The organism is Bordetella tumulicola (assembly GCF_965138755.1).
GTDB classification, from domain to species: Bacteria; Pseudomonadota; Gammaproteobacteria; order Burkholderiales; family Burkholderiaceae_B; genus Bordetella_A; species Bordetella_A tumulicola.
In genome coordinates this window covers 80,819-102,491 of record NZ_CBCSFP010000012.1, presented here as the reverse complement: position 1 = coordinate 102,491, position 21,673 = coordinate 80,819, and the positions used below count along the sequence as shown (strand labels likewise).

Annotated in this window: 20 protein-coding genes; 8 read left to right on the top strand and 12 right to left on the bottom strand. The window is 60.2% G+C overall.

Annotated elements, in window-relative coordinates; genetic code table 11:
- Positions 1–66 precede the first annotated feature (66 nt).
- Together ACNAZS_RS22625 and rph are read right to left on the bottom strand one after the other, a co-directional pair.
- A complete protein-coding gene (locus ACNAZS_RS22625) occupies positions 67–1,068 on the bottom strand; it encodes a hypothetical protein (RefSeq protein ID WP_415792774.1) in 1,002 nt (333 codons plus the stop codon).
- A 135-nt stretch (positions 1,069–1,203) separates the two neighbouring features.
- Complete coding sequence (rph, locus tag ACNAZS_RS22620) at positions 1,204–1,947, bottom strand: ribonuclease PH (RefSeq protein ID WP_415792773.1); 744 nt, start codon at positions 1,945–1,947, stop codon at positions 1,204–1,206.
- Positions 1,948–2,245: 298 nt separating this feature from the next.
- Here rph and ACNAZS_RS22615 point away from each other — a divergent pair, with 298 nt between their 5' ends.
- Entirely contained in the window at positions 2,246–3,190 is a 945-nt protein-coding gene (locus ACNAZS_RS22615) for a YicC/YloC family endoribonuclease (protein ID WP_415792772.1), read from the top strand.
- A 158-nt stretch (positions 3,191–3,348) separates the two neighbouring features.
- Here ACNAZS_RS22615 and ACNAZS_RS22610 read toward each other — a convergent pair whose 3' ends face one another.
- The 4 genes from ACNAZS_RS22610 to ACNAZS_RS22595 form a co-directional block, all read right to left on the bottom strand.
- Complete coding sequence (locus ACNAZS_RS22610) at positions 3,349–3,690, bottom strand: hypothetical protein (RefSeq protein WP_415792771.1); 342 nt, start codon at positions 3,688–3,690, stop codon at positions 3,349–3,351.
- 22 nt (positions 3,691–3,712) lie between these two features.
- Positions 3,713–5,080 carry a type II toxin-antitoxin system HipA family toxin gene (locus ACNAZS_RS22605; protein WP_415792770.1) on the bottom strand — a complete coding sequence of 456 codons (1,368 nt, stop codon included), beginning with the start codon at positions 5,078–5,080 and terminating at the stop codon, positions 3,713–3,715.
- Positions 5,081–5,099: 19 nt separating this feature from the next.
- Positions 5,100–5,402, bottom strand: a complete 303-nt coding sequence (locus tag ACNAZS_RS22600; RefSeq protein ID WP_415792769.1) for a helix-turn-helix domain-containing protein — start codon at positions 5,400–5,402, stop codon at positions 5,100–5,102.
- Between the two features lie 168 nt (positions 5,403–5,570).
- Complete coding sequence (locus ACNAZS_RS22595; protein WP_415792768.1) at positions 5,571–7,064, bottom strand: AMP nucleosidase; 1,494 nt, start codon at positions 7,062–7,064, stop codon at positions 5,571–5,573.
- A gap of 256 nt (positions 7,065–7,320) precedes the next feature.
- On the opposite strand from ACNAZS_RS22595, the gene ACNAZS_RS22590 reads away from it, so the two are divergent.
- Entirely contained in the window at positions 7,321–7,953 is a 633-nt protein-coding gene (locus tag ACNAZS_RS22590; protein ID WP_415792767.1) for a C40 family peptidase, read from the top strand.
- 119 nt (positions 7,954–8,072) lie between these two features.
- Here ACNAZS_RS22590 and ACNAZS_RS22585 read toward each other — a convergent pair whose 3' ends face one another.
- Positions 8,073–8,846 carry an SDR family oxidoreductase gene (locus tag ACNAZS_RS22585; RefSeq protein ID WP_415792766.1) on the bottom strand — a complete coding sequence of 258 codons (774 nt, stop codon included), beginning with the start codon at positions 8,844–8,846 and terminating at the stop codon, positions 8,073–8,075.
- A gap of 116 nt (positions 8,847–8,962) precedes the next feature.
- Here ACNAZS_RS22585 and gmk point away from each other — a divergent pair, with 116 nt between their 5' ends.
- Genes gmk through ACNAZS_RS22570 form a run of 3 tightly spaced genes read left to right on the top strand, consistent with a single transcriptional unit; the run spans position 8,963 to position 12,149 of the window.
- The gene (gene gmk / locus ACNAZS_RS22580) at positions 8,963–9,595 is read left to right on the top strand and encodes a guanylate kinase (RefSeq protein WP_415792765.1); all 633 of its coding nucleotides are present in this window, start codon (positions 8,963–8,965) and stop codon (positions 9,593–9,595) included.
- A gap of 36 nt (positions 9,596–9,631) precedes the next feature.
- Complete coding sequence (gene rpoZ / locus ACNAZS_RS22575; RefSeq protein WP_415792764.1) at positions 9,632–9,835, top strand: DNA-directed RNA polymerase subunit omega; 204 nt, start codon at positions 9,632–9,634, stop codon at positions 9,833–9,835.
- Between the two features lie 22 nt (positions 9,836–9,857).
- Positions 9,858–12,149, top strand: coding sequence for a RelA/SpoT family protein (locus ACNAZS_RS22570; RefSeq protein ID WP_415792763.1), 2,292 nt, complete (start codon positions 9,858–9,860; stop codon positions 12,147–12,149).
- A gap of 54 nt (positions 12,150–12,203) precedes the next feature.
- Here ACNAZS_RS22570 and ACNAZS_RS22565 read toward each other — a convergent pair whose 3' ends face one another.
- From ACNAZS_RS22565 to ACNAZS_RS22555, 3 genes are all read right to left on the bottom strand, one after another.
- A complete protein-coding gene (locus ACNAZS_RS22565) occupies positions 12,204–13,517 on the bottom strand; it encodes a TRAP transporter large permease (RefSeq protein WP_415792762.1) in 1,314 nt (437 codons plus the stop codon).
- A gap of 58 nt (positions 13,518–13,575) precedes the next feature.
- A complete protein-coding gene (locus ACNAZS_RS22560; protein ID WP_415792761.1) occupies positions 13,576–14,085 on the bottom strand; it encodes a TRAP transporter small permease in 510 nt (169 codons plus the stop codon).
- 110 nt (positions 14,086–14,195) lie between these two features.
- Positions 14,196–15,188: a TRAP transporter substrate-binding protein gene (locus ACNAZS_RS22555; protein WP_415792760.1), complete on the bottom strand. Its 993-nt coding sequence runs from the start codon at positions 15,186–15,188 to the stop codon at positions 14,196–14,198.
- 210 nt (positions 15,189–15,398) lie between these two features.
- On the opposite strand from ACNAZS_RS22555, the gene ACNAZS_RS22550 reads away from it, so the two are divergent.
- The 3 genes from ACNAZS_RS22550 to ACNAZS_RS22540 all read left to right on the top strand — a co-directional run bounded on the left by ACNAZS_RS22550 (position 15,399) and on the right by ACNAZS_RS22540 (position 20,097).
- Positions 15,399–16,121: a FadR/GntR family transcriptional regulator gene (locus ACNAZS_RS22550; protein ID WP_415792759.1), complete on the top strand. Its 723-nt coding sequence runs from the start codon at positions 15,399–15,401 to the stop codon at positions 16,119–16,121.
- Between the two features lie 189 nt (positions 16,122–16,310).
- Positions 16,311–18,404 carry a hydantoinase/oxoprolinase family protein gene (locus ACNAZS_RS22545; protein ID WP_415792758.1) on the top strand — a complete coding sequence of 698 codons (2,094 nt, stop codon included), beginning with the start codon at positions 16,311–16,313 and terminating at the stop codon, positions 18,402–18,404.
- Between the two features lie 10 nt (positions 18,405–18,414).
- A complete protein-coding gene (locus tag ACNAZS_RS22540; RefSeq protein ID WP_415792757.1) occupies positions 18,415–20,097 on the top strand; it encodes a hydantoinase B/oxoprolinase family protein in 1,683 nt (560 codons plus the stop codon).
- Positions 20,098–20,196: 99 nt separating this feature from the next.
- Here the strand turns inward: ACNAZS_RS22540 and glnQ are convergent, their stop codons facing one another.
- Together glnQ and glnP are read right to left on the bottom strand one after the other, a co-directional pair.
- Complete coding sequence (gene glnQ, locus ACNAZS_RS22535) at positions 20,197–20,925, bottom strand: glutamine ABC transporter ATP-binding protein GlnQ (RefSeq protein ID WP_415792756.1); 729 nt, start codon at positions 20,923–20,925, stop codon at positions 20,197–20,199.
- Positions 20,922–21,581 carry a glutamine ABC transporter permease GlnP gene (gene glnP / locus ACNAZS_RS22530; protein ID WP_415792851.1) on the bottom strand — a complete coding sequence of 220 codons (660 nt, stop codon included), beginning with the start codon at positions 21,579–21,581 and terminating at the stop codon, positions 20,922–20,924. Before glnP ends, glnQ begins: the two co-directional genes overlap by 4 nt.
- Positions 21,582–21,673 lie beyond the last annotated feature (92 nt).

Genomic DNA, 21,673 nt, shown 5'->3' with positions numbered 1-21,673 from the left:
TGTTTTCTGGTTGATGGGCACGTAATGTAATTACGTGCCCATCTTTTGCGCCGTGGCCGCAGCAGCTTAAAATCGGTCTACGTTGACCGTTTCGACGCCGCACGTGCTCTGTGGCGTCGAGCTCTCGCAAGCCTGCTGCGCGGTTCGCTGACTGCCACAAGCACCGCGCGTATGCTGCAACCACGCCCGTAATATTGGCCGCTTGTCAGCGCGTGCATAGTCGATTTTCAACGCATCCAACTGCCCCTCGATTTGATTCGCGTCGGTTCCCGCATCAATCCCGCGCGCGATCACCTCAAACACATCTTGCACTCGCTGCTGCTCATCGGTGGGCTGCTCTGCGATCAAGCCTTCCAGTACATCAAAATGGCCCCAAGTCAGGCCAAAATCCTCGGCATACAAAAGATGCGTCTTGGCATGGTCCAGCACTTTTCGTGACACCGAGGTAATGCTGGTCCGAAATGCAGCGCCTTCTTCGGACACAAGCAAGAACAGTTGCCCTAAATAGGGCGAATTCATATCCAGCTCGTCGCCCACCGAGGAGAACGACGCGGGATCGATCACGACAGGAAAATAGGACAACTGCCGGCCCGAGCGCTTTGATGCTCGCGCCGTGGCAGCGACACTGCGCACCACCAGATCCGCACGGCCTCCCAAACTGTAGTGCAGGCCTATGAAATGCGTCCCCGGATCACCAACCATGACCTGCGAAATACGCTCCGGATCGCGGCCGTGTACTTCCAGAATTCGGGCGGCATAGCCGCGCTGCACCAGCCATTTCCCGCCGTCTACGGCCAACCCTTGATCCCAGCGGGCGCTCGATGACAACATGCCTGGATGCACGAAGATAGTGTTCTTCTTGTTATTCGTCACGGCGCCGTCATTCGATACCGTCTGCGCCATTGGCACTGGGCAAGTGCCTTCGGTCAAGCTGGCCGATAGCGCCGCAGCCGAATCGGCAGCCGAGACCGGCACCATCAAGTCGGGGTGAGAATAATAACGGCCGCTGGAACAGCCCGCGAGACAGAGCAAAGCCACCGCGCATGACAACGTACGCAAGCCGATCATCTTATTTATACCCCTGGTTACCCAAACAACAGGGTTATATCAACAGAGATTGACTTGCGACCGCGCACGCAATGCTATCTTTTACATCGTGACCCTTCGCAACACTCTTGTGACTTTTTTAGTTGCGGCCGGGCCTTAGCGCACAGACTGCATCGCAGCGTGCTGCGCTTGCACTAATTGTGCGATCCCGTGCTCCGCCAGGCCCAGCATGGCATCCAGTTCCGAACGCGCAAACGTCGCCCCCTCGCCTGTGCCTTGCACTTCCACAAAAGCGCCCGCCCCCGTCATCACCACGTTCACGTCCGCATCGCAGGCCGAATCTTCCTCATAATCCAGGTCCAGCACAGGACGGCCGCTGACCATCCCGACGGACACCGCCGCGACCGTATCGCGAATGGGGTTCATGGTGAGATCGCCGCGCTTGATCAACAAGGCCACGGCATCCGCCGCTGCGACCCAGGCGCCCGTAATACTGGCGCAGCGCGTGCCGCCATCGGCCTGCAGCACATCGCAATCCAGATGCAGCGTGCGCTCGCCCAGCGCCTGCATATCAAACACCGCGCGCAGACTGCGACCGATCAGGCGCTGGATTTCCTGCGTGCGGCCACTTTGTTTGCCCCGGGCAGCCTCGCGATCGCCGCGCGTATGCGTGGCGCGCGGCAGCATGCCGTATTCCGCCGTGACCCAGCCTTCACCGCGCCCCTTAAGAAACGGCGGCACCTTTTCCAGCACGCTCGCCGTGCACAGCACGTGCGTATTGCCGGCGCGCACCAGCACCGACCCCTCGGCATAACGCGTAAAGCCGCGCTCCAGGCTGAACGGACGCAGTTCGTCGACGGCGCGGCCCGAAGGACGAGAGATAACGGGTGATGTGGACACAGAAGACTCCTGAAAAGAGAGGGTTTCGCGGCATTGTACGGGGGTTACCCGTCAGCCTTGGTGACGACACCATTGTCAACGCCCCATAGCAGCCATCGTTGCGACGGATCGAGGCGCGTGTGGCGCGACGTTGTCTTGCGTTGTGATGCGATGCATACCCGCATGGCTACGGAACCCAGAATGTCGGATCGGCAGCCAACGCGCATTTACAGCATCACCTACAGGCTTGCGGTATCCTGCTGGAAACAAGGGCCCACGCAGCCCTGCCATCTTTCAGATTACGTTCAGGACATTCCCCATGATTCGCAGCATGACCGCCTTCGGCAACGCCCGTGTCGATATCGAACAAGGCACCTTGGCGCTCGAAGTGCGCAGCGTCAACAGCCGTTATCTGGACTTGTATTTCCGTCTGCCCGACGAACTGCGTCACGCGGAAACACCGCTGCGCGAACTACTGACCGCCAATCTGGGCCGCGGCAAAGTCGAAGTGCGCGCGTCCTACACCCGTAGCGTCGGCACCGAATTGAGCAAGCTCGACCCCGTCTGGCTGCAACACCTGGCCACGCAACTCGAGGCCGCGCGCACTGTCCTGCCCGAAGTCGAAGCCCCTCGTCTGGCCGAGCTGTTTAACTGGCCCGGCCAACGCGGCAACGATGCCCTCGATCCCCAAGCCTGGAGCGCCGCCTGTGTACAGGCCGGGCAACAAGCACTGACGCAGCTAAAAGAAGGCCGCGAACGCGAAGGCCAACGCCTGGCCGCGATCATGATGGAGTGCGCCGACGGCGTCGCCCGCATCGTCGAATCGGTGGAAACTCATCTGCCCCAACTATTGACCGACCATCGCGAGAAGCTCGCCAACAAACTGCGCGAATCCGTGGAAACGGCGTTTCCGGGCGGCTTTAATCACATTTCGGGGACCGAGCTATCGGAACGCCTGGCGCACGAAGCCAACCTGTTCGCCCTGCGCATCGATGTCGCCGAAGAACTCGCACGATTGCGTTCGCATTTGGAAGAACTACGTCATCTGCTGGGCGGTGCTGAGAACAATGGAGGCAAGGCCGACAGCAAACGCGGCAGCGCCAAAGGCAGCGCGGGTAAGCGGCTCGATTTCCTGTTCCAGGAGATGAACCGCGAAGCCAACACACTGGGCTCCAAGGCCGGCAGCATGGACGTCACCCGCGCGGCGATGGACTTGAAACTGCTGATCGAGCAAATGCGCGAGCAGGCGCAGAATATTGAGTAGCCTGATACTCGAGGGGATCCTGAGGCGGCACGATTGTTGACGCCCTTAGATCGTATGGCAGTTGGCACGTGACGAAGATCATTAGGCAAGCCGTTCGAAAACGCTCTGACGTCCTATTTTTCCCAAGCCCGCTTCATTGCCGCCACTAGGAGCGGCACTTACCCTCTGGTACAAGCCATCACAGGACCCTGAAATTCCTGCGTGTTCCATTGGGTGTTCTCCCAATAACGGACCGTTGTCCCTTTGCTGTTTTGGACAATTTCGACGACATGGGCCGGGCCGCGGAATCGGGAGTCGTCGGTGTATAAGCGGTGACCGCCGGGTATCTGCTCGGTGCGCACGGTAGCTTGCAGAACCCACGCACTATTGATGCAGTCGAGAACGTCGCTGACCGGTTTGGCGGACTGGACGGTGGTCGAGGGTGCGGAGGCAACGGTTTCGTCCAGAGAGGTGCAAGCGGTCAACATCAGACCAACGGCTAACGCAGCTATTATTTTCATGTCGATTCCTGTGATTGGATGGCTATTTCACACGCACGGATTGCACCATCGGATGCGAGTGAAAATGCGTCAGCAGATTCTGCCGTTGGCGGTCGGTGAGTTTAGCGTGTTCGATCAAGGCGGGCCACTGCGCATGGGCGGCTTTGACGCAGTCGCTCACGGCCTTGGCAGCGGGTTTTTCGGGAATACGCAGTTGGGCACAAAAGGCGCGCAGCATGGCGGGCGATAGTGCGGGTTTTATCGTGGATTTTCCATCAGCCTGGGCACCGTCCGCTCGCGAGGTACGGCGTGGCTCCATGCTCTCGGGCATGATGCGCAAGGCATGACCCTGACACGGATGGTAGGCCGCGTAGCCAACGATATCGTAGGCGGGCGCGAACTGCGGCGTCCGGCCATCGGGATAGATCAGGCCCAGGTTTTTCAGATGCATGTCCGGGTTGCCGAGCATTTCGTTGACCGTCATGCGGCGTAAAAGCTCGTGCACGGCGGGCTCGCCCAATGACGGAAAGGCCATGAGGACGGCGGCCACGTCGAGATAGGTCGCGGCGCGGTATTTTTCCTCGGGCATGGCGCCGAGTATTTGCGCGAAGTCTTCGCAATGAATACGTTTGCCGGGTTGACGATCGTAGCGCACGACGGCCAGAAACTGCGTGCGCGCATCGGCGTCACCCAGGTCGTAGCCGTGCTCGGCGACGAGGTTTTCCAGGGGCTCGAGATAGGCCTGGCAAACGGTGGCGCCCGCTGCCTGTGCCAGTTGGAGGGAGAGCGCTTCGAGCTCGGGTAGCAGGGGCTGGCCGACGACAGGCAACTTGGCAATGATATGGGTGTCGTGCTCGCGAGTTCGCCCGACGTAGCGTTGGCCTTGCTTAATCACGCCCAGCTTGGGCTGCACGCCCGAGAGGGAAACGCCCTGCTCCATGGGATCCGCCGTGACGGTCATCTCCAGGGCGTCCTGATCTTGGGTCACATAGTGCGCGAGTTCGTTGCGCGAGAGCTCGACGGGCCGCGCGTAGACGTTGCCCGGCAGATCGCCGCCGCACGCGGCCAGCATTTCGAAATGATCTTTGGGATCGCAACCGCGCACCCGGGCGACATGATCGCGGAACACGCCCTCGGGCAACAGGTTCTGGAAAAATGCCGGCAACAGCCAGCCATTCTGCGAGGAATGGCGGCCGTTGAGCGGTTCGCTGCGCACGTCGGCCCAGAATGCGGCCTGGTCTTCGGCGGAGTCGGCCAAATAGGACACTGAGACGACAGGGGCCGCGGCCTGCCGGGCAAAGGTATCGTCGGCGACGAAACGCGTGACGACATCCGCACCCGGCATGCTGTATTGAAACAGCACGCCCACGCGCTGCGTGCCGACGAAAATCGCTAATGCTTGAACATTCATGAGGTGGCTCCGTTCAGGGTCATTCTGAGGAGGCGTCGCTCAGTTGTCGCCGCGCGACCTCGATACGGGTGGGGATCTTGGCCTTGGCGGCGCCCCCTGCGTCCATGCCGACCACCGCCCCCTTGGGGACGAGCATCATTTCCAGGCCCAGGCGGTCAGCCAGGGCGAGCAAAGTGCTGACCTTGAAATCCTGCTCACCGCTGAGGACGTTGGTCAAGGTGCGCTGCGCAATGCCCGCGGATTCGCGCAAGCCGGCTTGGGTCTGGCCCTGTTGACGTAAACGCGCCCGCAGTGTGGCGGCAATGTCGGATAGGCTGTTCATCGTGTCACCTTTTGTGAGTCACGAGAGGCTCACTATAGAGAGATAGCTATCGTTATAGCACCAAAGTAGTGTAATAACTAATATAGGTATTATTTTGCCATAAACAAGAATATAAAAATGGCACTAAAGTAGTTTATTAACTAATAATACTACTTAAGTGCCAATTATTTACTGGAAAGCGGTTTCCATAAATGTGCGCAGCTTGCGTGAATGCAAGCGCTCGGGCGGCATCTCTCGCAGGAGCTCCAATGCCCGAATTCCGATTTCCAGATGTTGGTTGACCTGATCCCGGTAAAACGCGCTAGCCATGCCGGGGAGTTTCAACTCGCCGTGCAGAGGCTTGTCTGACACGCACAGCAAGGTCCCGTACGGGACGCGAAACCGGAATCCGTTCGCCGCAATGGTGGCCGACTCCATATCGAGCGCGATCGCGCGCGACTGGGTAAACCGCTGCACGAGCTCAGTGTGGTCGCGCAGCTCCCAGTTGCGGTTGTCGATACTGGCAACGGTGCCCGTGCGCATGATGCGCTTGAGCTCCCAGCCCGACAGACCTGCGACCTCTTCGACGGCCTGTTCCAGCGCCACCTGTACCTCTGCCAGCGGCGGCACGGGCACCCAGGTGGGCAAATCGTCGTCCAGCACGTGGTCTTCGCGCACGTACCCGTGCGCCAGCACGTAGTCGCCCAGGCGCTGGGAATCGCGCAGCCCGGCGCAATGCCCGAGCATTAGCCAGGCGTGGGGGCGCAGCACGGCAATGTGGTCCGTAATGGTTTTCGCATTGGACGGCCCTACCCCGATATTCACCAAGGTAATGCCGGCATGATCGGGGCGCACCAGGTGGTACGCGGGCATTTGCGGTAACCGCGCCCCGCCCGAAGGCGGGTTGGCGGCGGCCTCGCCTCGACGCGTGATGCGATTGCCAGGCTCGACCAGCGCATCGTAGTCGCCTGTGCCGTCGGCTATCAGCGCCCGGGCGCGCGCGCAGAATTCATCCACATAGAACTGGTAGTTCGTAAACAGGACGTAGTTCTGAAAATGCGTGGGCGCCGTCGCCGTATAGTGCTGCAGGCGATGCAGGGAATAGTCCACGCGCTGCGCGGTAAACGGCGCCAGGGGGCGCGGCTCGCCCTCCCGGCCGCGCCACGAGCCATTCACAATGGCGTCGTCAGTCACGGCCAGAGCGGGTACATCAAACAGGTCGCGCAACGGCCGCCGCATTCCTTCCAGACGCTCGCCCTCGACATAGGCGCCTTCGGGGAATGCAAAATGCAAAGGAATCGGCACCTCCGACTCGCCCACCTCGACCGCCACGTGGTGGTTCTGGATCAACAGGCCGATCTGCGCCAGGTAATACTCGCGAAATAGCGTCGGCTGGGTCACCGTGGTCTGGTACACACCCGGCTCGGCCACATGCCCGAACGAGAGCCGGGTATCAATAAGATCGTAGGTCGTCACCCGGATGCGAATGGCGGGATAGCAGGCCCGCACGGGCCCGGGTAAATCGCGACCGTTCACAACGTCTTGGAATGCGGCTCGAAGATAGGCGGTATTTCGCCCATAAATCTCCATCAAACGATCAACGGCGGCCTGAGCCTGATCAAAGGATTCAAACGCCAGCGGCGGCGGAGATTTATGAAGGCCAATCGAAAAGTCAACTGTCATTTTTTTCATTTTCCCGAAAATCGCATGCTGAACACAGCATACGCCGACAATTCAGAAGTGCCATGACAGCGCAATCCTCCGCGAAGCCGCTGTCATTTTTCTTTAATCTTTCTGCATTTTGTTAGTAATAACCCTGGAATGCAAAAAACCGTTAATGCGTTACAATGCCACACGGTCGCGTTGTTTGCGTACCACATTTTCCGCCGGCTTGATGCCCTCAGCCATCCCGCCCCACTCCGAAAGTTGAAGTGTCGCAATGACTCCACCGACGCGAAAAATCCATCCGAATTTATCCGCTCTATCCTCATTCCTGGCCGCGCCGCTTTTAGCGCTTGGCCTGTCTTGGCTCCCCCCCGCTCATGCCAGCACGCCTCTCGAGGCTCTTGCTTCGGTGCAGGGTTTGCGCATGGTCGACCCCTTGACGGTGCCCAGCCTGCCCGACATGGTCGTGCGCGCGGGCCTGGACACCTTGGGCACCCCGTATGTTTGGGGTGGCGAGGATCCGGAGTCAGGTTTTGATTGCAGTGGTCTGACCCAGTTTGTGTATCGAGAGATCACGGGTCTGGAATTACCCCGCACCGCGCGCGAACAGCGCCGCGAGGGCTCGAACATCAATAAAAAAGAACTGCAGCCCGGCGACCTGGTGTTTTTTGCGACACGCGGTCGTCGTGGCGTGTCGCATGTCGGCATCTATATTGGTCAAAACCAGTTTGTGCATGCCCCCACGCGTGGCTCTACCGTTCGCGTCGACAGCCTGGACAATAAATACTGGTCACGCCACTACGTGACGGCGCGCCGTTATATCGAGATGGACGAGGCGATTTCGCCCGATACGCCGATACCCGCGCCGGTCGGCCGTCTGGTTGCAAACGTCAATATCGATCAGTAATTCGATCAATAACGACCCCGCGCGTCATGCGACGCGCCAGTTGTTTGCCATAAAAACCCATCAGGGAGCCATCGGCTCCCTGATGGGTTTCTGGCGCCTGATGCGCCCCGACGCGAAACTCAGCCTCGTCCCACAAACGGCATGTTGGTCGCCATGATGGTCATGAACTGCACGTTGGCATCCAGCGGCAGTTTCGCCATCGACACGACCGCATGCGCGACATGCGAGACATCCATGCGCGGCTCGGCGCGACGCGTACCGTCGGCCTGCAATACGCCATCGGCCATGCGCTGCGTCATTTCGGTGGCCGCGTTGCCGATGTCGATCTGGCCGCACGCAATGCCATAGCTGCGGCAGTCCAGCGAAATGGATTTGGTCAGGCCCGTCACGGCGTGCTTGGTCGCGGTGTAGGCGATCGAAAACGGCCTTGGCGCCGTCGCCGAAATCGAGCCATTGTTGATGATGCGTCCACCGCCGGGCTGCTGGGCTTTCATCAACCGAATGGCGGCCTGGGCGCACAGGAACATGCCCGTCAGGTTGACATCGACGACCTCGCGCCAGTGCTCCACGGACAGGTCCTCGATGGGGACGGCGGGAGAATTGCGACCGGCGTTGTTGAACAACACGTCCAGCCGGCCATACTCTCGCTGGGTTTCGTCAAACAACTCGCGCACCGCCTGCTCGTCGGTGACATCGGTGGGTACAACCAGCGCGCGCGCGCTATCTTCGCCCGCCGCGGTACGCGTCTGCTCGAGTTGCTCGCGTCGGCGACCCGCCAACACCACCCGAAAGCCTTGCGCTAAAAACTCGAGCGCGACCGCACGGCCAATACCGCTGCCTGCTCCGGTGACCAACGCGACTGGTGAAACGCTTGTCTGATCATTCGACTGCATATTGTTCTCCGTATTAGTCTCCAAGTCCGCAGGCACAGGGACTCGGCCTCAGAGAGTCAATATAATAGAGCGAATTTGTTATTCTTCGTTCCCTACTCAGCTTGCGTGACCGATTTATGTCAAAACACCCCGGCAATGTGTTCATGGTGGTAGCGCCCAGCGGCGCTGGCAAATCGAGCCTGGTCAAGGCCCTGCTCGACCGTGACAGCGCGATCGTTTTGTCAGTCTCGTGCACGACCCGACCGCCGCGCAACGGCGAGGTCGATGGCCGCGAATACCGCTTTATCACTGTCGAGCAATTCGAACAACTGCGCGCGGACGACGCTCTGCTGGAATGGGCTGAGGTACATGGCAATTTTTACGGCACGCCCCGCGACCGCATCGATCAGGCCACGCAACTCGGCAACGACGTCCTGCTTGAGATCGACTGGCAAGGCGCGCGCCAGGTCAGGCAGCGCTATCCCAAGGCCATCGGCATCTTTATTCTGCCGCCCTCCATCGAGGAACTCGAGCATCGCCTCAAGGCGCGTGGCCAGGACGAACCCCACGTTATCGCGCGCCGATTGCTGGCGGCAGGCGGGGAAATCGCCCATGCGCCTGAATGCGAATATGTTATTATTAATCAAGAATTTAGCGTAGCCTTGGCGGAGTTGTCTCAGATTATCAGCGCCGCCCGGCTACGTTTTTCGTCTCAGACTGTCCGCCATGCAAAGCTGTTTGCCCAGCTCGGCATTTCGGGTGACCACTGAGTCGTCCCTTTTCACAGCACGTTTCAGGTGTAATTCATGGCTCGCATCACTGTCGAAGACTGTCTGAATAGAATTCCCAATCGCTTCAAGCTCACTCTGGCTGCGACCTATCGCGCCCGCGAGCTCGCACAAGGCCACGCGCCGCGTGTCGACAGCAAAGACAAGCCCACGGTCACCGCCTTGCGCGAAATCGCAAGCGGTCACACCGGCCTGGAAATGCTGCGTAAAGTCCCGAGCTGATCCAGGCCTGGGGGGCAGCAATATGGCTTTTCCCCGGCTGAAGTACGCTTCTTCGGGCCTGCTCGCCGCGTTGCGAGCAGGGTCGCGACTCGGACGCCGCTCCGACAAGAAAAACTCACCCGTCGAACTCTCCCACACGAGAGGCGACGTCAGTCTGGCCGATCCGACCTCGATCGTCGCCTCGTTCGCCCCCCTGACCGAGATCCTCGGCAGCTATCTCGACAAAAAAGACGTTGAGCTCGTCCGCGAAGCCTACCGCTTTGCCGACCAGGCCCATCTGGGTCAATTCCGCTCGAGCGGCGCACCCTATATCTCACACCCGATCGCCGTCACGGAAATCTGCGCGGGCTGGAAACTCGACGCTAACGCGCTATGCGCGGCGCTGCTGCATGACGTCATGGAAGACCAGGACGTCCCCAAACACGAACTGGCCGAAAAATTCAGCCCTGAGGTGGCCGAGCTGGTTGACGGGCTATCCAAACTGGACCGCCTCGATTTCGCGACCAAGGCCGACCAGCAGGCCGAGAGCTTTCGCAAGATGCTGTTGGCCATGGCGCGCGACGTCCGCGTCATCCTGATCAAGCTGGCCGACCGCCTGCACAACATGCGCACGCTGGAAGCAGTCAATCCGGAAAAGCGCCGCCGCGTGGCGCGTGAGACCCTCGAGATCTACGCACCCATTGCACATCGTTTGGGCCTGAATGTGCTGTTTCGCGAACTGCAGGATCTTTGCTTCGCGGCCATGTACCCCAACCGCTATCAGGTGCTTTACAAAGCGGTGCTTGCCGCGCGCGGCAATCGGCGCGAGGTCATCGGCAAGATCAGCGATGCTGTGCGTGCCGCCCTGCCCGCTGCCGGTATCGAGGCAGAGGTCTCGGGTCGTGAGAAAACCCTGTTCGGCATCTATCACAAGATGGTCGACCAGAAAAAATCGTTTTCCGAAGTGCTCGACATCTACGGATTCCGGGTCATCGTGCATACGCTGCCCGAATGTTATCTGGCGTTGGGCGCCCTGCATCAGTTGTACCGCCCGGTGCCGGGCAAGTTCAAAGACTATATCGCGATCCCCAAGGTCAACGGCTATCAGTCGCTGCACACGACACTGGTGGGTCCGTATGGCACGCCCGTCGAATTCCAGTTTCGTACACGCGATATGCATCACATCGCCGAGGCAGGTGTGGCGTCGCACTGGTTGTACAAGGGTGTCGACATCACACTCAACGATCTGCAAAAGCGCACGCACCAATGGTTGCAGTCGCTGCTGGACATCCAGAGCCAGACCGGCGACTCGGGCGAGTTCCTGGAGCACGTCAAGGTCGATCTGTTTCCCGACGCAGTCTATGTGTTCACCCCGCGTGGCAAGATCATCTCGCTGCCGCGCGGCGCGACACCGGTGGATTTTGCATATGCGATTCACACCGACATCGGCAATCAGGCTGTCGCCACCAAGGTCAACAACGAGTTCGTGCCCCTGCGCACCGAGCTCAGTAGCGGCGATGTGGTCGAGATCGTCACGTCGCCCGCATCACGACCCAATGCGCAATGGCTGAACTACGTCCGCACCGGTCGTGCGCGCTCGGAGATTCGTCATTACCTGCGCACGGTCAAATACGAAGAATCGGTCGCCTTTGGCGAGCGTCTCCTCGAGCACGCCCTGCAAGAGCTGCATCTGAATCTGCCATCCAAGGACGACCCGGCCTGGCAGAAACTCGCCCGCAGCACGGGCGCGACCTCGCGCGAAGAGATCCTGGCGGATATCGGCCTGGGCAAACGCCTGGCCGCTGTCGTCGCGCGCCGCTTTGCACCCGAACATCAGATCGTCGCGACCACGGCCGCCGCGGTCGATGAAATCACCTCGGCTCGCAGCGCCCCGATCCTGATCAAGGGCAGCGAGGGCCAGGCGGTGCAATTGGCGTCATGCTGCGGCCCCCTGCCGGGAGACCCCATCATCGCCGGCTTGCGCCTGGGTCAAGGCCTGGTCGTCCATACGACCGATTGCCCCACTGCGGTGCGTCTGCGTGCCCGGGAACCCGAGCGCTGGGTCAACGTGGCCTGGGATGTCCACACGGCCAAGCACTTCTCGACGCGACTGGATATCATCACCCGCAACGAGCGCGGCGTGCTCGGCCGACTGGCCGCCGAGGTCACGGCCACCGATGCCAACATCGTGCAGATCACCATGCACGACGATGCGGTCTCCACCGTATCGCTGCACCTGACCGTCCAGGTCGAAAGTCGCAAGCACCTGGCGCAAGTTATTCGTGCCATCCGGCACGTGCCACAGGTGCAAAAGATCGTTCGCGTCAAAGGTTGACGCTTGGGCCGCGGCTGACAGCCTGGGTCTCAGGCGTCAGCCTTATTTCATCGATCAGCCGTGTTGCATCAGGCTCGGCAGATACGTAACGATGCCCGGAAAGATCGTGATCAACGAAATCGCGATCACCAGGAGCAGGCAGAACGGTATAGATGCCTTGGTAACCTGCCAGATATCGCGCCCTGTCATGGACTGCAGCACAAACAGGTTGAAACCCAGGGGTGGCGTGATCTGCGCGATCTCGATGATGATGACGATGTAGATACCGAACCAGATCAGATCAATACCAGCGGCCTGCACCATCGGCAAGATCACGGCACTGCTCAGCACGAGGATGGATATCCCTTCCAGAAAGCAGCCCAGTACGAGGAAGAACAGCGTCAGCACGGCCAGCAGCATATAGGGCGACAATGCCATGCTTTCGACCTTGGCGGCCAGCACCTGCGGGATGTTCAGGTATCCCACCGAAATCGACAGCACGGCGGCGCAGGCCACGATGAAGGAGATCATGCACGAAATCTTCATCGCCGACATCAGACTGTCGCCCAGGCTTTTGAGTGACAAGGTGCCACCCAGTTTCGCCAATGCCATCGCACCTAGCACACCGACCGTAGCGGCCTCTGTGGGTGTGGCCACCCCGCCGTAGATCGCACCAATAACCGCGACGATCAGCAGCATCACGGGGATCAGTCGGCGCGAGTTCCGTAGCTTGGCGCCAAGGCTCAGCGCGGGGTCGCGCGGCGGAATCTTGGACGGATTCAGCAACGACCACACCATCACATAACCCATGAACAGGGCGATCAGCAACAGGCCCGGCAGGATGCCGGCCATGAACAGACGCGCCACCGATTGCTGGGCCGTGACGCCGTAGACAATCATGATGATGGAGGGCGGAATCATCAGGCCCAGTGTGCCGGAACCGGCCAGGGTGCCAATCATCATTTTCTCGTCGTAGCCCCGTTTCTTTAGCTCGGGCAGGCTCATTCGTGCCACCGTGGCGCAGGTCACAGCCGAAGACCCGGCCACCGCCGCCATGATGCCGCAGCCCAGGATATTCACGTGCAACAGGCGGCCCGGCAGCCAACTGACCCAGGGGCCGAGCCCCTTGAACATATCTTCGGACAGGCGCGTGCGGAACAGGATTTCCCCCATCCAGATAAAGAGCGGCAACGCAGTCATCGGCCAACCCCAGCTGGCGTCCCACATCGAGGAGACGATCAGCGACCCCACTGGCGCGGTAGTAAATACCGCCAGGCCCACCACGCCGATTGCCAATAGCGCAACCGCTACCCAAACACCGCTAGCCAAGAGCGCCAGTAACACCACCAGCAGCGTCCCGGATGCGATCACCGTCGAATATTGATCCATGCTTTATTCCCGCGTGAAGAGTGTGAGCCAGGTCGCGCGACCAAGGGCCGCGAATGCGCTATTCCAGCGCCGCGTCACTGTTCTTGTCGTAGCTCGGCTCTTCGCCGCGAGCAACAGCCAGTGCGGCATCAACGAGCGCAATCGTCAGAATGATGAGCCCCAGCGCCAGTGCGGATTGCGGGATCCAGAACGGAATGGCAAGCAACCCCGGACTGACATCGTCAAACTCGTACGATTGCCAGGTAAACAGCACGGCCTGCCACGCGATAAACGCCATCAGCAAAGCGGTACCCACGCAACACCACAGCTCAAGTGCTTTGCGCGTACCACCGGTCAGACGACTGATGATCAGGCCAACACGTACGTGGCCACCGTCCTTGAATGTATAGCCCAGCCCCAGGAAAGTGGAAGCCGCCATGAACAATCCCGACAGCTCTGTCGAATCGACCGTGTAGCCGAGCGAGCGACCGACGATCTGCGTAATGATGGAGATGCCGATGCCGGCCAGGAACGCGGCGGCCAGTACGCCGCTAGCCGTATACAGGCCGTCTAGTATTTTCCTCAACATAATCTTGTACAGCTCCAGAAGATGCGGGACGAGCGAAGCATGGCGCTTCGCATGCTGTTAAGCCCTGCGTGCCGTTAATGGGCCGCAGGCAGGGCTTAACATCTATGGGTCTATTTGGCCGCCTTGGCCTTGGCCGCCAAATAATTGTCCAGCACCTCTTGTTCCTCGGGGCTGGCGTTCTTGCGCCAATCGTCCATCATGGTCTTGCCCACGTCGGCCAATACCTTCTGGACCTCCGGGCCGGCCTCAGTCACTGTCATGCCGTTCTTGCTTAACGTTTCAACCGTTTCCTTGCCGGCCTTTTCGCTCATTTCGAAGCCGCGTTTGGTGGCGCGCTCGCCGGCTGCCAACACGATCTTGCGCAGCTCTGGATCCAGCGCACGGAACGCACGCTCGTTCACGAGAATGACGTTCTTGTTATGCAAGGTACCTGTGTACATGAAGTATTTGCAGTTGTCCCATACCTGGGTATCGATTCCGGTTTGTGCACTGGTGAACAGCGAATCGATCAGCCCAGTGGCAAATGCCTGCGATATCTCGGCGAACGGCAGAATAGTGGCCTGAAAGCCGAGCATTTCGCCCATTTTTTGTGTGGGCGGCGAATAGATGCGCAGCTTTTTCCCTTTGAAGTCCTCAGGGCCCGATATCGGTGTCTTGGTGTAAAAGCCCTGCCCCGGCCACGCCACATAGGTGATGGCGCGCAGACCATTTTTCTTGAGCAGTTTGTCGAAGTACGGCTTCTGCGCTTCGGTCAGTAATGCAGCTTCTTCGTAATTGGCGGCGATATTGGGCAGTCCATCCAATGCATACATCGGGTTTTCATTGCCGTACACACCCAGGCGGACTTCGCCAGCCTGGATCTGGCCCGCCTGAACCGCGCGCTTGATCGCATCGTGCTTGATCAGGGTGTCGTTCGAGCGCAAGTCGATCTTCAGTTGGCCCTGGCTTTCGGTTTCCACCTCTTTGATGAACTGGCGGATATTCTGGGTCAGGAAACTGGACTCCGGATAGCCGGAGGCCATGGTCCAGGTCGTTGCCGCGGAAGCGGCCACCATGGGCGCAGCGCAGAGTGCCACGGCCAAGAGCTTGCGTAAGAACTGCATGGAAATCCCCTTATGAGTTGATCTTGAACAGATACTGTTTCCAATGTGCCGCCCAGCGCGCTGAACGCGACTCGCGATTCATTGTATTCATACACCTCCCGTCATACAACTCAAAATTAACATCACTTGTTTGGTGCAAATTTAGGATTTAATGCACCATGTTTTTCCCTATAGTGGGTACTTTTTCGCCGCATTCACGGAGCCCGTGACTTGAATAGCAAAAAGCAAAGCAAGCCCCGCACACGACTCACCGACGTCGTTATCCGGGCCCTGTCTGAACGCTTGGACACACAGACCTACCGCCCCGGCGAGCGCCTACCCTCCGAGCAAGCGCTATGCCAAGAGTTCAACGTCAGCCGGACGGTGATCCGCGAGGCCATGTCGTCGCTGCGATTGGGTGGCCGCGTCATCAGCAGCCCAGGCCTGGGCGTGTTTGTTGCCGAAGACCATGACCCGCCGATCCACTTTGATATTCAAAGCCCCGCCGACAATCGCCGTGCGCTGCACATCATGGAAGTCCGGGTCGGCCTGGAGGTAGAGGCCGCCGGATTGGCTGCGGAACGACGTACCCCAACGGATATGGCCGATATCGTGCGGGCATTCGACGAATTCAATGCCGCGGAAAATGACTCTGCGTGCGCCGTGCAGGCGGATGTCAATTTCCATCTGGCCATCGCTCGCGCCTCGAATAATCCGCACTTCGCACATCTGCTGAAATCCGCGGTCAAAGAAATGGAACTGGACATGAAGATCAAGCACCGGGGAAAATCCGAGCAAGAGCTGCGTGATTACGAAAAGCGCGCGGCCCGCGAGCACGGCACCATCATGTCCGCCATCATGCGCGGCGATACGACGGCGGCACGCACCGCCATGGCCCGCCATCTCGGCGAAAGCGTTGCCCGCTACCGCAAGCGACTGACCACCAAGCCTTGACAAGCAGCCCACCCGCAAGCCGAAGGTGAAACGTAGGGCGTTTTCTGTTTTCAGACAATCGCCGATTGACCACCTGTATGACAGGTATCATCATATGTAGTGTCGCTTTAGTGTCTGCTCATGTCATCCGACCCGGGACGCCCGCGCCGGTGCCATGGCCATAATTTCTTGTGTGCACAGGAGAACGCAGTGTCATCACAGCAACAGAAAGCCCGTGTGGGGGTCGATATCGGGGGTACGTTTACGGATGTTGCCCTCGAGCTTGCAGGCAAGCTCTACTCCACGAAGATCTTGACCGACTACGAAGCCCCCGAGCGCGCTATCGTTCAAGGCCTGCGAGACGTGGCCGAGGCCGCAGGCATCTCGCTGTCGGATATGGGATTGATTATTCACGGTACGACCCTCGCGACCAATGCGCTGATCGAGCGTCGTGGTGCCCGCACCGCTTTTATCACGACCGAAGGTTTTCGCGATGTGCTGGAGATGCGCTCGGAAAGCCGTTTCGAACAATACGATCTGGATATCAAGCTGCCGCCTGCGCTGATCGACCGTCGTGATCGCTTGACGCTGCGCGAACGCATCGACGCATCCGGTAATGTGTTGATCGCGCCTGCCGAGGCCGACGTCCAGGCTTTGGTCGAGCGGATCGAGGCCGGCGGCTACGAGAGCGTGGCGATCGGCTTCATCCATGCCTATGTCAACGATGCGCACGAACATCTCATGCGCGAGGCGCTCAGTCGGCGCCTGCCGCACTTGTCGATCTCGATCTCGTCCGAGGTATCACCGCAGCTACGCGAATTCGAACGCTTTAATACCGTTTGCGCCAACGCCTATGTGCGGCCCCTGATGCAGTCCTATCTGGACCGGCTGGTACACAAGATCCACGAAGCCGGCGCCACTTGCCCCGTCTTTATCATGCATTCCGGCGGCGGCATCATTTCCGTGGATAGTGCGTCGCGCTTTCCGGTGCGTTTGGTGGAGTCGGGCCCCGCTGGCGGTGCCATCTTTGCCGCCCACATTGCCGCACGCTATCAGCTCGATTCGGTACTGTCTTTCGATATGGGAGGCACCACTGCCAAAATCTGCCTGATCGACGATCAGACGCCCAAGACCGCCAACACCTTTGAGGTCGCGCGCACCTACCGCTTTAAAAAGGGCAGCGGTATGCCAATCTCCATTCCCGTCGTCGAAATGGTGGAGATCGGCGCGGGTGGCGGGTCCATCGCCGGATTGGACGTGATGCGCCAGATCCGCGTGGGTCCGCAAAGTGCGGGCTCCGAGCCCGGCCCGGCCTGCTACCAACGCGGTGGCGAACATCCCACTGTCACCGACGCTGACTTGTTGCTGGGGCGACTGGATCCCGACAACTTTGCCGGCGGATCGTTTTCCTTGTCGACAGAATTCGCGCAGACCGCCGTGCTGAACAGCGTCGCGCAACCGCTTGGGCTGTCCGCTCAGGACGGCGCGTACGGTATCGCCGAGGTCGTGGACGAGAACATGAGCAATGCCGCACGCGTGCACACGGTGGAAAGCGGCCGAGAGATCTCCAAGTACACGATGATCACCTTCGGCGGCGCGGGTCCGCTGCACGCCGCCCGTTTGTGCGAAAAGACCGGCATTGAGCGCTTTCTGGTGCCGCCTGGCGCGGGCGTGGGCTCCGCCATTGGCTTTCTGCGATCACCCTTCGGTTATGAAAGCGTACGCAGCGCCAATGTTCGCCTGACGCAATTTGATTGCGCCGCCGTCAATCAACTGCTGGCGCAATTGCGCGACGAGGCCATGACCTTCGCGCGGCAAGGCGACTCCAGTGAGTCCCCCGTGGTCGAGGCCAAGGTCTACATGCGCTATGTCGGACAGGGTTGGGAAATCCCCGTGATGCTGCACACCACGGAATTTGCCGAACATGATGTGGCACAGCTTCGCACCGATTTCGAGGCTGCCTATACCCGCTATTTTGGGCGCCCGATCGATGGACTGGACATCGAAGCCATCAGTTGGGCGGTCAAGGCCAGCTCGCCGCTGCCGCCGGTTGAGCGCCTGGCGCTGCTCGATGCGAACGCCACGGCTACCGTCATCGGCCAGCGCCGTATCTTCGATGCCAAGCTGCGTCAAATGGTGGATGCCGCCATCGTTGAGCGCGCAGGCCTGTTGCCCGGCACGCGCATCGCCGGCCCGGCCATCGTCGTGGAGCGTGAAACCTCGACGTTGATCACCGCGTCTTTCGAAGCCATCGTCCAAGCGGACGGATGCCTCCTGGTTTCAAGCAAACACACCGCCGCCTAAGGAGCCGATCATGAGCACCGACAATCTGCAGAATATCCACATGCAAGTCATGTGGAACCGCCTTATCTCGGTCGTGGAAGAACAGGCGTTGGCACTGATACGAACGGCCTTCAGCACCAGCGTACGCGAGGCCGGCGACCTGTCGGCCGGGATCTTCGACCAACAGGGACGCATGCTGGCGCAGGCCGTGACAGGCACGCCGGGCCACGTCAACACGATGGCCGACGCCGTACCCACCTTTATCACCGACATCGGCCCCGACAACATCTTCGAAGGCGATGTCTACCTGACCAACGACCCCTGGAAAGGCACGGGCCATCTCCATGACTTCACCGTCGTCACGCCCTCTTTTTTCAATGGCCAATTGATCGGCTACTTCGCCGCGACGGCACACGTCGTCGACGTCGGTGGGCGAGGTTTTGGACCGGATGCCCGCGAGGTTTACGAGGAAGGCATATGCATACCGATCATGAAATTCGCCACGCGCGGCGAAATCAACCGTGACCTGGTCACCATACTGCGCAGCAATGTCCGCGAGGCCGACAAGGTGGTGGGTGACCTGTATGCCCTGGCCGCGTGCAACGATACCGGCCATCGCCGCCTGCTCGAGATGCTGCGCGAATTCGAGCTGAACGATCTCGAAGGCATCGGCAGCTTTATCCTCGAACGCAGCCTGAGCGCCACGCTGGAGCGCATCGCGGCGCTGCCGAAAGGCAAATACGCCAATGAAATGACGCTGGACGGCTACGATCAGCCCGTGACCCTCAAGGTCGAACTGGAGGTCGGTGCCGACGGCCTGGTCGCGAACTTCGACGGCACGTCGCCCGCCAGCCCTTTCGGTATTAACGTGCCTCTCGCCTATGCCAAGGCGTACGCCTGCTACGGTCTGAAGTGTGTCATTGCACCCGAGGTGCCGAATAACACCGCCTCCCTGGCACCCTTCTCCGCCATTGCGCCGGAGGGTTGCATCCTGAACGCGCAACGCCCTAGCCCCGTCGCGGTACGCCATGTTTTGGGCCATTTCGTGCCGGACCTGGTGCTGGGCGCGCTTCACCATTTCCTGCCCGAACGCATCCCTGCCGAAGGATCCGGCGCGCTATGGAACCTGCACGTCAGCGCGCGCGCCGCAAACCCCGACGCGAACCTTCCACCGGCCGAGATTCTGATGTTCAACAGCGGCGGCACCGGCGCCCGTCCGACGCTGGACGGTTTGTCGTCCACCGCGTTTCCCAGTGGCGTGCACGCAATGTCGGCCGAGGCCACCGAGCAGACGGGACCCATCGTCGTCTGGCGCAAGGAATTGCGCGAGCATTCCAGTGGCGCCGGCCGGTACCGTGGCGGCCTGGGCCAAGTAATGGAGCTGGGTCCGCGCGACGGCTATGTCTTTCGCTTCAATGCCATGTTCGACCGCATCGGTAATCCAGCACGTGGCCGGGCCAACGGCCAATCGGGTAAACCGGGTAAGGTCTCGCTTAGCGACGGCACCATCTTGCGCGGCAAGGGCACGCAGCATGTCCCGCCGGGTGAACGTCTGGTGCTGGAATTACCCGGTGGCGGGGGGTTTGGTGCGCCGGCCGAGCGTGATCGCGAATCGCTTCGCCACGACTTGGCCAATGGCTATATTGACGAGGCCGACCTGCTGAAGGACTACGGTCTAACAGCGGAACAGCTGAATGCCGAGGTCAATAGCTGATCGCCATAAAAGCGCCCCGACATCCACGGTGCGCTGCGCCCCAAAAGTCAGGATAGATATCCAACTTTTGGGGCGTCTCTTTGCAGGGGTTCGAAGTATTCAGCTCACGTGCTGCAAAAAGTCTTTCAACCGCTGGCTGGGTGGATTCAACAGCAATTCCTGGGGTGGCCCGTCATGTGCGACGACGCCACCGTCGATGAAGATCAATCGACTGCCGACCTTGCGCGCGAATTCCATTTCGTGGGTTACCACCACCATGGTCATGCCCTCCTCGGCCAAGTCGCGCATGACCTTGAGCACCTCGTGGCGCAGCTCGGGATCCAACGCTGAGGTCGGCTCGTCGAACAGCATCAGTTTTGGCTTGATCGCCAAGGCGCGCGCGATGGCAACGCGCTGCTGCTGGCCACCCGATAGCTCGGCGGGATAGTGGTTCATGCGGTCGGCCAGCCCGACCTTGCGCAGGATTTCTTCGGCGAGCGCTCGGGCTTCGGCACGCGATACACCACGCGTGTGGCGCGGGCCGAACATGACGTTTTCGAGCGCGGTCATCTGTGGAAACAGATTGAACTGTTGAAACACCATCCCGGCCTCTCGGCGGATTTCGCGCACCTGGGCGGGGCTACCCTTGACACTGACGCCATCGACCAGCAGGTCGCCGCCCTCGATGGTTTCAAGGACGTTGATGCAACGCAGGAAGGTGGACTTGCCCGACCCCGATGGCCCGACCACAACAACGACCTCGCCGGCGTCGATATTCAGGGTGATGCCATTGAGCACCGTCGCGTCACCAAAGCGCTTGGTGACCTCGTGAAATTCGACCATGCTCATAGTATGCGCATCCTTTTTTCAACCCAGCGCAGCCCCAGAGCCATCGCCCCCGTCAGCGCCAGATAGATGAGGGCGACCGCGGACCAGATCTCGACGGCACGGAAATTGGCCGCCATGATTTCCTGACCCTGGCGGGTGAGCTCGGCAACCCCGATGACGATAAACAGCGAGGAGTCTTTCAGGCTGATGATGCACTGGTTACCCAACGGCGGGATCATGCGCCGAAATGCGACGGGCCCGATGATATGCAGCAAAATTTTGTAGAACGGCAGGCCCATCGCCTGCCCGGCCTCTTTCAGGCCCTTGTGCACCGAGAGCAGCGAGCCGCGCACGATCTCGGCGATATAGGCGCCCGAGTTGATGATCAATGTCGCGATCGCCGCCCACACCGGATCGACCCGCAAGCCGGGCACAAGCAGGGGCAAGGCAAAGTAGATGAACATGACCTGCACCACGATCGGCGTGCCGCGAATGACCCCGATATAGACTTGTGCAATGATCGATAACACGACGTGCCCATAGGCACGCGCCACGCCCGCCAGCGCCCCCAGGACAAAGCCACCCGCCAGGCCCGCCAGGGTGATCTGGATGGTCATGAACATGCCATCCATCAGATTGGGCCAGGCGTCTAGAACGACAGACCAGTCGATATCCACGGTCTTCCCCTCGGTGATTGACTTGTGCGGGGCACACTCTGCCAGGCGCAAGCGATGCTGATGCGGGTGTTGNNGCGAGCGTGGGCTCGCGT